13 protein-coding genes and 1 tRNA gene are annotated in these 15,093 nt (G+C 41.6%); 12 read left to right on the plus strand and 2 right to left on the minus strand.

Annotation, left to right across the window (positions count from 1 at the left end; all coding sequences use genetic code 11):
- Positions 1–209 precede the first annotated feature (209 nt).
- Positions 210–292 (minus strand) — tRNA-Leu (locus ASU35_RS08260).
- 97 nt (positions 293–389) lie between these two features.
- Here ASU35_RS08260 and polA point away from each other — a divergent pair.
- The 10 genes from polA to ASU35_RS08310 all read left to right on the plus strand — a co-directional run bounded on the left by polA (position 390) and on the right by ASU35_RS08310 (position 11,473).
- Positions 390–3,023: a DNA polymerase I gene (gene polA / locus ASU35_RS08265; RefSeq protein WP_058352560.1), complete on the plus strand. Its 2,634-nt coding sequence runs from the start codon at positions 390–392 to the stop codon at positions 3,021–3,023.
- On the plus strand, positions 3,010–3,636 hold the full coding sequence (gene coaE, locus ASU35_RS08270) for a dephospho-CoA kinase (RefSeq protein WP_083504207.1): 627 nt from the start codon (positions 3,010–3,012) through the stop codon (positions 3,634–3,636). The genes polA and coaE overlap by 14 nt, the downstream gene beginning before the upstream one ends.
- 45 nt (positions 3,637–3,681) lie before the next feature.
- Positions 3,682–5,721, plus strand: a complete 2,040-nt coding sequence (locus ASU35_RS08275) for a cell division protein FtsA (RefSeq protein WP_242861235.1) — start codon at positions 3,682–3,684, stop codon at positions 5,719–5,721.
- Positions 5,722–5,742: 21 nt separating this feature from the next.
- Entirely contained in the window at positions 5,743–6,537 is a 795-nt protein-coding gene (locus ASU35_RS08280; protein ID WP_058352562.1) for an MBL fold metallo-hydrolase, read from the plus strand.
- Between the two features lie 23 nt (positions 6,538–6,560).
- Positions 6,561–6,833, plus strand: coding sequence for an ACT domain-containing protein (locus tag ASU35_RS08285; protein WP_058352563.1), 273 nt, complete (start codon positions 6,561–6,563; stop codon positions 6,831–6,833).
- A gap of 12 nt (positions 6,834–6,845) precedes the next feature.
- Positions 6,846–8,210, plus strand: a complete 1,365-nt coding sequence (locus tag ASU35_RS08290) for a PFL family protein (protein WP_058352564.1) — start codon at positions 6,846–6,848, stop codon at positions 8,208–8,210.
- 26 nt (positions 8,211–8,236) lie between these two features.
- Complete coding sequence (locus ASU35_RS08295) at positions 8,237–9,691, plus strand: aminoacyl-histidine dipeptidase (RefSeq protein WP_058352565.1); 1,455 nt, start codon at positions 8,237–8,239, stop codon at positions 9,689–9,691.
- A gap of 21 nt (positions 9,692–9,712) precedes the next feature.
- Positions 9,713–10,255 (plus strand): NUDIX hydrolase, encoded by a 543-nt coding sequence (locus ASU35_RS08300; RefSeq protein WP_058352566.1) that lies wholly within the window; start codon positions 9,713–9,715, stop codon positions 10,253–10,255.
- Between the two features lie 55 nt (positions 10,256–10,310).
- On the plus strand, positions 10,311–10,916 hold the full coding sequence (locus tag ASU35_RS08305) for a stage II sporulation protein M (protein ID WP_058352567.1): 606 nt from the start codon (positions 10,311–10,313) through the stop codon (positions 10,914–10,916).
- A 110-nt stretch (positions 10,917–11,026) separates the two neighbouring features.
- Complete coding sequence (locus ASU35_RS08310; RefSeq protein ID WP_058352568.1) at positions 11,027–11,473, plus strand: hypothetical protein; 447 nt, start codon at positions 11,027–11,029, stop codon at positions 11,471–11,473.
- A 64-nt stretch (positions 11,474–11,537) separates the two neighbouring features.
- Here ASU35_RS08310 and ASU35_RS08315 read toward each other — a convergent pair whose 3' ends face one another.
- Positions 11,538–12,566, minus strand: coding sequence for a 3-deoxy-7-phosphoheptulonate synthase (locus tag ASU35_RS08315; RefSeq protein ID WP_058352569.1), 1,029 nt, complete (start codon positions 12,564–12,566; stop codon positions 11,538–11,540).
- Between the two features lie 150 nt (positions 12,567–12,716).
- Here ASU35_RS08315 and ASU35_RS08320 point away from each other — a divergent pair, with 150 nt between their 5' ends.
- Positions 12,717–13,706 carry a Gfo/Idh/MocA family protein gene (locus ASU35_RS08320; protein ID WP_058352570.1) on the plus strand — a complete coding sequence of 330 codons (990 nt, stop codon included), beginning with the start codon at positions 12,717–12,719 and terminating at the stop codon, positions 13,704–13,706.
- A 118-nt stretch (positions 13,707–13,824) separates the two neighbouring features.
- A complete protein-coding gene (locus tag ASU35_RS08325; protein WP_058352571.1) occupies positions 13,825–15,027 on the plus strand; it encodes an LCP family protein in 1,203 nt (400 codons plus the stop codon).
- Positions 15,028–15,093: the final 66 nt, after the last annotated feature.

The raw sequence follows: 15,093 nt of genomic DNA on the forward strand, positions 1-15,093 counted from the left end.
ATAATTTTTGAACTTAGTGCATAGGCGTGGTTGAGGAACACATTCATGCGTTTGTCGTGTTGACTTTTCCAATTTCCATTTACAAATCTAACGTTTAAGTGTAAAATTAAATTTATGCGAAATAAAATCTACGCCAGAGCGTTTTTTATTCGGCAGGTCGAACTTTCCTATCAAATAAAAAAGGAGATTTCCTTAGAAATCTCCTAAAATGCCGCAGGCCGGACTTGAACCGGCACGAGGTTGCCCCCGTCAGATTTTGAGTCTGATGCGTCTGCCATTCCGCCACTGCGGCATACTGAAAATGTCAGCGAAATTATTTTAACACAATGGAGTATAAAATGCAAGAAAAAAATAAAATTAGCAAGCTTATTTTGCAGAAATGAGGAAAAATGGAAAAAAAATTAGTATTGATTGATGGACACAGTATATTGAACCGGGCCTTTTATGGAGTGCCGGATTTAACAAATTCAGAGGGACTTCATACCAATGGTATTTATGGGTTTTTAAATATCATGTTTAAGATATTAGAGGAGGAGAAATGCGATTATCTGACGGTAGCCTTTGATGTAAAGGCCAAGACCTTCCGTCATGAGATGTTTGAGGCCTATAAGGGCACTAGAAAGCCTATGCCGGCAGAGCTTCACGAGCAGGTGGAGCCATTGAAGGAGCTTCTTCGTGCCATGGGTATCCGGGTAGTGACAAAGGAAGGCTATGAGGCAGATGATATCCTGGGAACGATTGCAAAAAAAGCAGAAAAGGAAGGCTTTTTAGTATCCTTGGTTTCCGGCGACAGGGACCTTCTGCAGCTGGCTTCAGATAAAATTAAAATCCGAATTCCAAAGACCAAGATGAGTGGTACGGAAATCGAGGACTATAATACGGAACAGGTAATAGAAAAATATGGTGTTACACCGGTACAGATTATTGATTTAAAGGGGCTGATGGGGGATGCCTCCGACAATATTCCGGGAGTGCCGGGAATTGGAGAAAAGAGAGCAACCAGCATTATTGCGGCCTTTGGCAGCGTGGAAAATGCCCATGAGCATATTGATGAGGTGACTCCGCCAAAGGCAAGGGAATCCCTGCGGGAGCATTATGATATGGCGGTGCTTAGCAAAAAGCTGGCTACCATTGATACCCAGGCCCCGATAGAATATGAGCTTTCCGAAGGGAAAATTGGTAATCTATATACAGAAGAGGCCTTTTCCATGGTAAAGCGGTTGGAATTCAAGAGTATTTTAAGCCGGTTTGACAGTGACATGGCAAGGGATAATCAGCTGGAGGAGAGCTTTATCCTTTTAGAGGAGGAAAATGCAGCTAAAAAGCTGTTTTCTGAAATTAAGGGAGAGTTTGGTATCTCCTGTATTACAGCAGGAGATAAGCTTCTGGCAGCTGGTATCAGTGATGGTGAAAGAACAGCTGCCTGTGTTAACGGTAATGAAACTGTTTTAGGACTGTTCATGGAGAGATTTAGAAAGGCAAAAGAAGAAAAGCAGGAAGTTGGTATTTTTCAGCTGAAGGAAAAGCTGTCTGTTCTGCCCTTTGAAAGTCAGGATAAGGTATTTGATCTGGCAATCGCAGCCTACCTTTTAAATCCTTTAAAGGACACCTATAATTATGATGATATAGGAAGAGATTATATGGAACTTACGATGCCATCAAAGGGCGAGCTTCTGGGAAAAGCCGGCTTAGAAAAAGCATTGACAGAGGAGCCGGAGAAGGCTTTTACACTTTTATGCTATGAGGCTTATGCAGCCTTTGGTGGAAGAGACGCTGTCCGAAAGGAGCTTTTGGATACCCAAATGCTGTCCTTATTTGAAACCATGGAGATGCCTTTGATTTATACCCTTTATGATATGGAGAAGCGTGGGATTATGATAAATAAGGAGGAGCTTTCTGCCTATGGAGAGCGGCTCAGTGGACGGATTCATTTTCTGGAAACAGAAATCTGGCGGCTCGCGGGAGAAGAGTTTAATATTAATTCTCCAAAGCAGCTGGGGGTTATTTTATTTGAAAAGCTAAAGCTTCCTTTTGGAAAAAAGACAAAGACAGGCTACTCTACCTCAGCAGAGGTGCTGGAAAAGCTGAAATGTGAGGACCCGATTATTAACCTGATTTTAGAGTACCGGCAGCTGACAAAGCTAAAGTCTACCTATGCGGATGGGCTGGCTGGATATATCCAGGAGGATGACCAGAGGATTCATGGAAAGTTTAACCAGACAGTAACAGCTACCGGACGAATCAGCAGTACAGAACCAAATCTGCAGAATATTCCGGTTCGGATGGAGCTGGGAAGAGAAATCCGCAAGGTGTTTATCCCAAAGCCAGGCTATGTATTTTTAGATGCGGATTATTCCCAGATTGAGCTTAGGGTGCTGGCACACATGTCCGGCGACGAAACTCTTATTGAGGCCTATAGGGAGGCTCAGGACATTCATCAGATGACAGCCTCTTTAGTATTTCATACACCTTATGATGAGGTTACACCACTGCAGCGGCGGAATGCAAAGGCAGTAAACTTTGGTATTGTCTATGGCATCAGCTCCTTTGGACTGGGACAGGATTTAAATATTACGAGAAAGGAGGCGGAAGGGTACATTAAGAATTATTTTGATACCTATCCGGGAATCAAAAGCTTTCTTGATGGGCTGGTAGAAAAGGGGAAAAAGGATGGCTATGTAGAGACGATTTTCCACAGACGCCGGCCGATACCGGAGCTTAGCTCCAATAATTTCATGCAGCGTTCCTTTGGAGAGCGGATTGCGATGAATTCTCCGATTCAGGGTACAGCAGCAGATATTATAAAGATTGCCATGATTCGGGTGAATGAGATATTAAAGGAAAGAAAATTAGAATCCCAGCTGATTTTACAGATTCATGATGAGCTTCTGATTGAAACAAAAATAGAAGAAATTGAAGAGGTAAGAAAAATATTGGAGGATGCGATGCATAATGCAGCTAAGCTTTTAGTTCCAATGGAAATAGATGTAAATCAGGGAAACAGCTGGTATGAGGCGAAATAGAGGTATAAAAATGAAGGTTATCGGATTGGTTGGCGGTGTCGGCTGTGGCAAATCCACAGCGGCAGCCATATTAGAAAAGGCATATGGGGCCAGAGTAATTATAGCGGATAAGATTGGTCATCTTGCTATGGAAAAGGGCTGTGAAACCTATCAGCAGATTGTTACTTTGTTTGGTGAAGAGATTTTGAATGATGAAGGACAGATAGACAGGAAAAGGCTGGGAGATATTGTATTTCCACAGCCGGATAAGCTTGCAGTCTTAAATGGTATTATACATCCCTTTGTCTGGAGAACAGTTAAGGAACAGATAAATGCGGCAGAGGAGGCAGGCTGTGCCTTTGTGGTATTGGAGTCTGCGATTTTGCTGGAGAGCAGCGAAAAGGGACTTTGTGATGTAATCTTTGCGGTAACTGCCGATAAGGAAGTGAGGTTTGAAAGGCTTCGTGCTTCCAGAGGCTATACAAGAGAAAAATTTGAGGCAATCATGGCACAGCAGCTGTCAGAAAAAGAGCTTAAGAAGCAGGTGGATGTACTTATCAGCAATAATGGAGACGAGGAAGCACTGGAGAAGCAGCTAAAAGAAGCAGTGGATAAATTTATACTGGAAGTATAAAAGTCATTATGCTATAATTACCCTAGTTATGCAAAAGAGAATTATATGGGAAGTAAGGAAGCGAGAGGAGAAAGAATGGAAGGAACAAGATATCCGGATAATCTGGTATTTGGTTTGGATATAGGTACACGAAGCATTGTAGGTACAGTCGGCTATAAGGATAGAGCCGGCCGCTTTAAGGTAATTGCACAGGTTGTAAAGGAGCATGAGACCAGGGCCATGCTGGATGGACAGATTCATGATATTGCCAAGGTATCTGAGACAATCGGTGTTGTGCGGAGAGAACTGGAAATGGAGATTGACCGGCCATTAACCGAAGTCTGCATTGCAGCTGCGGGACGTGTACTTAAGACAATAACAGTATCGGCTGATTATGAATTTTCGGAAGAAACGGAGGTTAGCGATGAGCATATTTATTCTTTAAATATGATTGCTGTGGAAAAAGCCTATGAAATCATCCGTGACAATACTAAGTCCGAAGAAAGCAATTATTATTGTGTTGGCTACAGCGTAATTAAATATCTTCTGAATGGCTATCCGATTACCAATCTGGAGGGGCATAAGGCAAGTAAAATCAGTACAGAGCTTCTGGCTACCTTTTTACCGGAGGAGGTTATTGATGGTCTTTACCGGGCCGTGGAGCGGGCTGGACTGTATGTAGCCAATCTTACTCTGGAGCCAATTGCGGCGATTAATGTGGCAATTCCTGAGAAATTCCGTCTTTTAAATATTGCTCTGGTGGATGTAGGAGCAGGTACCTCCGATATTTGTATTACCAAGGATGGAGCAATCGTGGCCTATGGCATGATGCCTTTTGCAGGTGACGAGATGACAGAGCTTCTGGCAAAGGAATATCTGACGGATTTTCAGACAGCAGAGAAGATAAAAAGGAGCTGTTCCAAACGCCAGATTACCTATAAGGATATTATAGGGCTTTCTAATAAAATAGAGGGAAAAGCTGTTATCGCAAAGCTGAAGCCTGCGATGGAAAATATCACAAAAAATGTAGCTGCTAAGATTAAGGAATTAAATGGAGGAAAATCGGTCAGTGCAGTTTTTGTGGTAGGTGGTGGCGGAAAGGTACCAGGCTTCACGGATTCTTTGGCTTCGCATTTGAATATTGCAAAGGAGAGAGTTGCACTCAGAGGGGAAGAGGTGTTAGGACAGGTTGAATTTTTACAGGAAAAGATAAAAAAGGATTCCTTGCTGGTAACGCCAATCGGTATCTGTCTTAACTACTATGAGCAGAAAAATAACTTTATTTTCGTAACGGTGAACAGAGAGAGAGTAAAGCTGTATGATAATGACCATTTAACGATTATGGATGCTGCTATGCAGATGGGTATTCAAAATGAGCTTTTATTCCCACGGAGAGGCAAGGCTTTGGAGTTTTATGTTGATGGCAAGCAGAAAATGGTTCGTGGCGAGCAGGGTGAGGCGGCTGTCGTGACCTTAAATGGCAGACCAGCCGGCATCAATAGTGAAATCCAGGCTAATGACCAGATTGAAATTACCTTTTCTACCGTAGGTAATGATGCTGTTTATGAAATCCGTCAGCTGCCAGAGTACAAGGGAACGATTGAATTTTTCTTTAATGGGAAGAATATTATATGTCCAAAGTTTGTCAAGGTAGGCGATGAGCTGGTTTCAGAGTACTACAGTATTCAGAATGAGGACAAAATAGAAATTCTCAATTATTATACCTTGAAGCAGGTACTGGAATTTATGGATCTTCCAACGGAGGGCGAATATTATGTAAATAATATACTGGCCGATATGGAGGAGAGAGTATATGAGAACTTTACGATTTCCAGTGAACTGCCGGAGATAGTTTTAACAGAAGCAGAAAAGACTGCTGAGAAGAAAAAACCGGAAGCAAAGGAAATACCGGTAACCGTCAACGGAACCTTTTTGACTCTGAAAAATAAGCCAGCCTATATTCTGGTAGATGTTCTTGATTTTTACGATTTTGATTTATCAGAAGCAAAGGGCTCAGAGCTTATTAAGAGGGTAAACGGTATGGATGCAGAGTTTACGACACCTATAGAAGCAGGTGCGGAGATAGAAATCTCCTGGAAACAATAGAAGCAAGAAGTGAGGAAATATATGGAATTATGTAGTATAGCCAGCGGAAGCAGTGGAAACTGTGTTTATGTTGGAACCGATAAGACCAAGATTTTAGTGGATGCCGGTATCAGCAAGAAAAGGATTGTAAAGGGACTGGAAAGTATTGATGTTGAGCCGCAGGAGCTGAAGGGAATATTTATTACCCATGAGCACTCAGACCATGTAAGCGGCCTTGGAGTACTTTCCAGAAAATATCATATTCCCATTTATGGCACAAGGGAAACGCTGGAGTATATCCAGGATATGAAAAACCTGGGAGAGATTGATATTAAGCTATTTCATCCCATTCTACCAGATGAACCGATATACATAGAGGATTTAAAAATCAATCCCTTTTCGATTCCCCATGATGCCAGCAATCCGGTATGCTATACCTTTGAAGGTGAAGGGCATAAGGCAGGGGTAGCTACTGACCTGGGAACCTATGATGATTATATCATTTCCCGGCTGGAAGGCTGTGAGATACTTCTTCTGGAGGCGAATCACGATATTAACATGCTTCAGGTAGGCTCCTATCCCTATATGCTGAAGCGGCGGATTTTAGGAGATAAGGGGCATCTGTCCAATGATAATTCGGGACGGCTTTTATGTGATTTAGTTCAAAGCGGATTAAAATATATTTTTTTAGGTCATTTAAGCAAAGAAAATAATTATCCCGAGCTGGCTTATGAAACAGTAAGATATGAGCTGGAGCAAAATGGCCTGCTGCCATCAGAGAACTTAAATATCTGGGTAGCAAAACGGGATGAGCCGTCAAGGCTGGTATCTGTTTAATCAAGGTTTTTAGGAGGACAAGAATGAAAAAGACAATTATTACCGTAGTAGGAAAAGACAGTGTTGGTATAATTGCAAAGGTTTGCACCTACCTTGCAGAAAATGGCATTAATATTCTGGATATCACCCAGACCATTATATCCGGGTATTTTAATATGATGATGATTGTAGATGGAAATAAGGCGACAAAGGAATTCCAGATCTGGGCAGAGGAGCTGGAAAAAGTCGGAGAAGAGCTTTCCTGTACGGTTAAGGTTCAGCATGAGGATATTTTCAACAAAATGCACCGGATTTAATGGGAGGCTCTTATGATTAATATATTTGAAGTTTTTGAAACAAATAAAATGATTGAGCAGGAGAACCTGGATGTAAGAACCATTACAATGGGTATCAGCCTGTTAGACTGTGCAGATAGTAATCTGGATAAGGTAAATGAGAATATATATATTAAGATTACCGACACAGCCAGAGATTTATTAAAGGTAGGACAGGAGATAGAAAGGGAGTATGGTATCCCGATTGTAAATAAAAGAATTTCCATTACTCCGATATCTTTAGTAGGTGCTAATGCCTGTCGCTCTCCGGAGGATTTTGTGACGATTGCAAAGACTCTGGATAAGGCCGCCAAAAAGGTAGGGGTCAATTTTATCGGAGGCTATAGTGCTCTGGTTTCGAAGGGAATGACAAAAAGTGATGAAAGCTTAATTCGTTCGATTCCAAAGGCACTGGCAGTTACAGACAGGGTGTGTAGCTCTGTCAATGTTGGTTCTACCAAAACAGGTATTAATATGGATGCAGTGCGGCTTTTAGGAGATATCATTCTGGAAACAGCTGAATATACAAAAGAGAATGATTCCTTAGGCTGTGCTAAGCTGGTAGTATTTTGCAATGCACCAGATGATAACCCGTTTATGGCGGGAGCCTTCCATGGTGTGACAGAGGCCGATGCCGTTATTAATGTCGGTGTCAGTGGTCCTGGTGTTGTAAAGACAGCCCTAGAGGAGGTAAAAGGAGCAGATTTCGGAACTCTTTGTGAAACGGTAAAGAAAACAGCCTTTAAGATTACCCGTGTAGGCCAGCTGGTAGCCCAGGAGGTTTCCAAAAGATTGGGAATTCCTTTTGGCATCATAGATTTATCTTTAGCACCGACACCGGCTATCGGTGACAGTGTTGCTGAGATTTTTGAGGTGATGGGGCTGGAAAGAGCCGGTGCGCCTGGTACAACAGCGGCTCTTGCACTCCTGAATGATCAGGTGAAAAAGGGTGGTGTTATGGCTTCTTCTTATGTGGGCGGCTTAAGTGGTGCTTTTATTCCGGTCAGTGAGGATCAGGGTATGATAGATGCTGTAAAGGAAGGTGCTCTGACTCTGGAAAAGCTGGAGGCTATGACCTGTGTATGCTCCGTGGGTCTTGATATGATTGCAATTCCGGGAGATACCAAGGCAACGACGATTGCCGGTCTGATTGCTGATGAAATGGCAATTGGTATGGTAAACCAGAAGACAACGGCAGTCCGTGTGATTCCGGTAATTGGAAAAACAGTAGGAGATACAGCGGAATTTGGCGGCCTTTTAGGCTATGCTCCAATTATGCCAGTCAATTCCTTCAGCTGTGAGACTTTTGTGAACCGTGGAGGAATAATTCCGGCACCAATTCACAGCTTTAAGAATTAAGATATAAAAAGAAATGAGGTAATACTATGGTTTTGGAAAACATCGATTACAAAAAGATTTTTTACTACTTTGAGGAAATCAGTAATATTCCAAGAGGCTCTAAAAACTGTCAGGCAATTAGTGATTATCTGGTTGGCTTTGCAAAGGAGCATGGCCTTACTTACCGCCAGGATGAAGCCTTAAATGTAATTATTAAAAAGCCTGCTTCCGCTGGCTATGAGAGCTGTCCACCGCTGATTTTGCAGGGACATATGGATATGGTGTGTGAAAAAAAGAGTGAATCCTCCCATGATTTTTTTAAGGATCCGCTACAGCTTTATGTAGAGGAAGATTATCTGGCTGCAAAGGATACGACCCTGGGTGGAGATGATGGGGCAGCGATTGCTTATGCCCTGGCGATTCTTGATGATGATACTCTGGTACATCCTCCGTTAGAGGTAGTAATTACCACCGATGAGGAAATCGGTCTTTTGGGAGCTACAGCCTTAGATACCTTTGATTTGGAAGGAAGACATATGATTAATATTGACTCAGAGGATGATGATACTCTTCTGGTAAGCTGTGCTGGTGGAATGACGGCTCACTGCCGGATTCCTGTTACAACACAGAAGAAGACAGGAAAGAAGCTTACGGTTACTATTAAGGGGCTTTTAGGTGGTCATTCCGGCTCTGAAATTGACAAGAATCGTGTTAATGCCGATATTTTGCTGGGTCGGCTTTTATATGATTTAAAAAAGCAGTCGTATGAGATTATTTCTTTGGCGGGTGGTACAAAGCAGAATGCCATTCCAAGGGAAGCAACGGCAGAGCTTTTAGCAGCGGAAGCCGATGTTTATACTATTTTAAATGAAATTAAGTTCTTAGCAGAAAAGTATAAAAATGAGTGCCGGACCAATGAGCCGGATCTTACAATTCTGACAACACAGGGAGAGGAAAGGGAATATAGCTGTCTGGATGAGGACTCCAAGCAGCGAATTATCTGCATGCTTATGGATACTCCAAATGGTATTCAGGTTATGAGCTCTGATATTTCGGGATTGGTAGAAAGCTCTTTGAATCTTGGTGTTCTTTCAGAGGAAAATGGAGAATATTGCTTTGATTATGGTGTACGAAGCTCCCAGGCTACCTATAAATTTTATATAAGCAATAAGCTGGAGATTCTGACAAAGCAGCTTGGCGGCACTTATTCCTATGATGGGGAATATCCTGGCTGGGAATATAAGAAAGATTCACGATTGAGAGAAATCTATACAAAGGCTTACCAGGAGATGTATGGCTCAGTAATGAAGATAGAAGCTATTCATGCAGGATTGGAATGTGGTATTTTGGCTGAAAAGATGGGAGATGTTGACATCATTTCGGTAGGTCCGAATATGAAAGATATTCATACCACTGAGGAAAGGCTGTCCATTTCTTCTACCAAACGGCTGTATGATTTGATTTGCAAAGTTTTAAAGGATTTTGCAGAGGCTATGAAATAGCAGACAAAGGAGAGTATTTTCATGGAAGAATTTAAACGGATAAAAAGAGAGCTAAGTCATAAGGGAACCATTATTGATTTTTATACCGATTATGTTGAGGTACCAAATGGTAATCTGGCAAAATGGGACTTTATTGACCATAAGGGTGCAGCAGCGATTGTACCGGTAGATGAAGCTGGAAATGTTCTGATGGTGCGTCAGTGGAGAAATGCAATTGATAATTATACGCTAGAAATTCCGGCGGGAGGCTTAAATCCTGGAGAGACAGACAGGAAAGCCTGTGCTGTCCGGGAGTTGGAGGAGGAAACCGGTTATCGTACAGAGTATGATAAAACGGAGCATCTGTTTGACATTTATACAACAGTTGCTTTTTCCAATGAAAAAATAGGAATTTATTATACAAACTGTCTGTATCCATCCAAGCAGCATTTGGATGAGGATGAGTTTATTCATGTGGAGCGTCATTCCATGGAGGAGATTACCGAAATGATCTTGGCAGGAAAAATTGTAGACAATAAGACAATAACCTCTATTTTAGCATATAAGGCAAAAATGGGATTGTAATGTTTTTCCCCTTTGTTTCATATTCTTTAGAATAGAAGCAAAGGGGGATTTTTTTATGAGAAAAAGGGCAGGTCTGCTAAAAATAAAAAAACCGCAGTTTTATCAGATAGCTGCGGTTTTATTTGGAATTGGTATCATAGCAGGAATTCTGTTTTCTCAGGGAGTATATAAAAGTCATCCTGTTGAGACGGGAGAGTTTTTCCAGCAGATTGGAAATAATATCAGCCAGGAAGAGATAGATTATATGCCTCTATTAAAGAAAATTCTGGGAAGGCAGTTAAAGGGACTGGGACTTTTAATGGTTTTTTCTATTTCTGTTTTGGGACTTCCTTATATTGGAGGTTTTCTTTTATATAAAGGCTGCATATCCGGTTTTTTGATTGGAAGTGTATTTTTTCAGTTTGGAATCAAAGGGAGTCTGTTAGCTGTCAGCTTATTTTTCCCACAATGCTTTTTTTATGTGCCAGCCTATTTTTCCATTTTGAGTAAGGGCTACCGTCTTGGCATGGAAGGGCATGAAAGAGCGTCTGGGCTATATAAAGAGCTTCCGGCGGTATTTGCGGTACTGGCTATTTTAATTACGGGATGTATTTTAGAAGCCTATGCAAATACCTGGATTTTAAGGCAGATATTTGCACTTTTTCTTGATACCTCTTTTTAAGCTTTGTAAGATGTGTCAAAAAAATTTTTAACGAATATTCAGAAAAAATTAAGATAGAAAATAAGACGGTATTATATAATGAGCGAAGAACATGAAAAGAGGCGGTAGACGTGAAGCAATTAAAAAAATGGATTCTTCCTCTGCTATGTGTGGTGCTCCTGGCAGTGACAGCTGTTTATGCGGTGTCAGAAAGCAGCCAGGAGGAGGTTTTAGAATGCTGGAAGGAAAACAAAAAAATCTGCATGAAAATAGCAGAAGAGCTTTTAGAAAATGGCAGTACGGAAAAAACAGAGGAAATGCCAAAGGGAATTAAGGAGGCGAACCTCTGGAATCACAGACAGGTGGATTTTACCTGTTATTATAAGGGCTTTGGCTCTACAGCAAAGGTAAAAGGCTTTTATTATTCTAAGGATGATGAAGCCCGTGGTTATCAAGGAGCTTCTCTGACCTTTGAAAAGGAAAGACGAGGCTTAAAATGGACTCAGGAGGATGGAGATAACTGGTGTTATGTAGAAAAACTGGAAGATAACTGGTATTATTTTGAGGTGTCATTCTAAATAAAAAACCACCTTCCGGAGAGCTTTGATAAAAGCTGCTAGAAGGTGGTTTTATACTTTCATTTTATGCATTCTCTGCAATGGAATAAATCAGCTGTTCGGATTCATCCCAGCCTAAGCAGGCGTCCGTAATGGACTTGCCATAAATATGGTCATGAATACCCTGGTTGCCAGGTTCGATATAGCTTTCTATCATAACACCCTTGACCAGACGGTGGATATCCTTTGATACCCTGCGGCTATGCAGAACCTCAGAAACGATACGAGGCTGCTCATAGTAGCACTTGCTGGAGTTGGCATGGTTGGCATCAATAATGGTAGCCGGATTCTGTAAGTCCAAATCATTATAACGGCTTAATAAAAGCTGCAGGTCCTCATAATGGTAGTTCGGAGTGCAGATGCCACGCTTATTGACAGCACCACGCAGAATCGTGTGGGTTAGAGGATTACCATCGCTTTTTACCTCCCAACCGCGATACAGGAAGGTGTGGCGGCCCTGGGCTGCAATACAGGAGTTAAGCATAACAGAAAAATCACCACTGGTTGGATTTTTCATGCCACATGGGATGTCCAGACCGCTGACGGTCAGACGGTGCTGCTGGTTTTCTACAGAGCGGGCACCAATAGCTACATAGGAAAGTATATCCTCTAGGTAGGACCAGTTGTCCGGATAGAGCATCTCATCAGCTGCAAAGAGATGGGTTTCTGCTATAGCTCTAAGATGCATCTTACGGATGGCAATCAGACCTTCAAATAAGTCCGGCTTTTTTTCCGGGTCGGGCTGATGTACCATACCCTTGTAGCCCTCGCCGGTAGTTCTTGGTTTATTGGTATAGATTCTTGGAATAAGAATCAGCTTGTCTTTTACCTTCTCCTGCACTTTAGCCAGGCGGCAGATGTAGTCGCAGACAGCATCTTCATTATCTGCGGAGCAGGGACCAATGATGACCAGAAATTTGTCTGATTCTCCGGTAAATACCTTTTTGATTTCTTTATCACGTTCTATTTTTAAAAGAGCATGCTCCTTTGGAAGCGGGTATTCCCTTAAAAGCTCCTTTGGAGAAATGGCTTCCTTGATGAAATGTAAGCTCATATAAGTACCTCCTGTGCAAAATAGATTCATTATCCTTGATTTTTTCTATTTTAAACTGAAATAATTTTTGTGTCAACGGGAATTCTTGAGAGAATTGCATTTTATATAGGAATATGATAAAATCAGTGAAAAGGGCTGGAGGAAAGGTATATGACAGAAGAAAAGGTAAGGTTTGCAGTAATTGGTACGGGGGCTATTACAGAACGTTTTATTATTGGGGCAGAAAAAACAGAAAAAATAGTGATAAAAGCTGTATATTCCCGCACGATGGAGAGAGGAAGACAGTTTGCTGAGAAATTTAATATTGAAAAGGCGTATGATGATTTGTATCAGTTGGCAGCAGATCAGGAGATAGATGCAGTGTATATTGCCAGTCCGACCTCCTGTCATGCAAATCAGGCGATTCTCATGATGCGGAATAGGAAGCATGTGCTTTGCGAAAAGCCAATAGCTTCCAATACCCATGAGCTGGAAAGTATGTTCTATATTGCCAGAGAGAATCAGGTAGTGCTTTTAGAAGCAATCCGCTGTGTATTTACTCCTGGCTATGAGCTGATAAAAACGCGGCTTCCAGAACTGGGGACGATACGGAGAGTTAACTTAAACTATTGCCAGTATTCCTCGCGTTATGATAAGTTCAAAGCAGGAAAAATAGAAAATGCATTCCGGCCGGAGCTTTCTAATGGAGCAATCATGGATATTGGTGTTTATTGTGTTCATTTTCTGGTCAGCCTTTTCGGAAGACCCTACAGTCTGTCTGCTAAGGGGCTTGTGCTTCCGGGAAGTATAGACGCTATGGGAACTTTAGTGGGAAAATATAAGGAGATGCAGACAGAAATTATTTATTCCAAGATTACCAATTCCTATATTCCCTCTGAGATACAGGGAGAAAAGGGAAATATCGTATTTTATCCCTTAGCAGCACCCGGGAAAATAAGGTTTATCTTCCGGGATGGCAAAGAAGAGGTGCTTCAGCCGGATATGATACAGCCAGATATGTATTATGAGATAAATGCTTTTCTTAAGATGATTCAGGGGGAGGAAGCACCAGAAGAGTATAACAGGTATTCTGCTGATACCATTCATCTTTTGGATGATGCAAGAAAGCAGATGGACATCGTATTTCCGGCAGATTATTAAAAAGTTAAGTAAAATTTAAGGATTTTAGATGTCGTTTTTAGTTGACGAATTGAAAAAATGGTGCTAAAGTGTTTTAGAAAAGCTTAAAAACGTTAAAAATAGGAAAAGAGGTCGAGTAATGAGCCATTTTGACGATGATTATTCTGCTGACAGCCTTATGCGGGAGCTTAGCAAGAGCCTGGGAGAGCAGGTGACTTCTGAGATGGAAAATAAGGAGCAGGAGCGTCGGGAGAACCTTCATAGCCCGGATGAGGAACCGGGAATTCCATTGACAAAAAGAAATGAGAAAAAGCCGGTAAATAAAAAGAAAATAATAGGTATTGTAGTAGGTGTACTTGCTGCAATCTGCCTTTTAGTTGTAATTACAGGAAACTATTTCCTGGATCGTTTAAATTATGAGAAAGGTGAAGAATTGGTAACAGAAAGTGGAGAGCCGCTTCAGCTGGATGAAAATGCAGATGTAAAGCCGGCAGACAGCAATGTAATCAATGTTCTCTTAATCGGTGAGGAGAAGATAAATGATGGTACCAGAGGACGTTCTGATTCCATGATGATTGCTACCATTAACCAGAAGCAGAAGTCTTTAAAGCTTACTTCTATCATGCGTGACTGCTATGTTTCTATTCCGGGTCATAGAGATAATAAGCTGAATGCCGCTTACAATCAGGGCGGTGGAGCCCTTCTTGCCGCTACGATTGAACAAAACTTCAAGGTACATCTGGATGGCTATGTACGGGTAGATTTTGATGCCTTTGAAACAATTATTGATAAGCTGGGCGGAGTGGAAATTGAGCTTTCGGAAGAAGAAGCCAGATATTTAAATCGCACCAATTACATTTCGAATCGGGCAAACCGTACGATGGTAGCAGGTGTTAACAATATGAACGGTAACCAGGCTCTGGGATATAGCCGCGTTCGTTATGTAAAGGAAGTTGATGGAGAACGCGATGATTTTGGACGTACGGCAAGACAGCGGAGAGTATTAAGCTGCATCTTTGAAAAGTATAAAAACAAGAACCTGATTGAAATGATTGGCATAGCAAATGAGATTCTGCCATATATTACGACGAATCTTACAAAAACTGATATTATAAGCTATATTTCTGCTTTTGTAGCAACCGGCAGTACAGAACTTGAAACCTTCCGTATCCCGATGAAGGATGCTTATTATGGAGCAAAGAGAGATGGAGCAGGAAGTGTTCTGGTGTTAAATTTTGAGCTTAACAATGCGGCACTACAGGAATTTATCTATGGACATGATGAGAATGCCGAAAGCGTAGAATTGGATGATGCTCAGGGTGAGGTAAGTACTGGTCAATAACAGAATATGAAATGCTGTTGCAAGTGTGACAGCATTTTTTTGTTATCTTCTCATATAATCTAATAA

This window comes from Acetivibrio ethanolgignens, assembly GCF_001461035.1.
Lineage (GTDB): Bacteria > Bacillota > Clostridia > Lachnospirales > Lachnospiraceae > Velocimicrobium > Velocimicrobium ethanolgignens.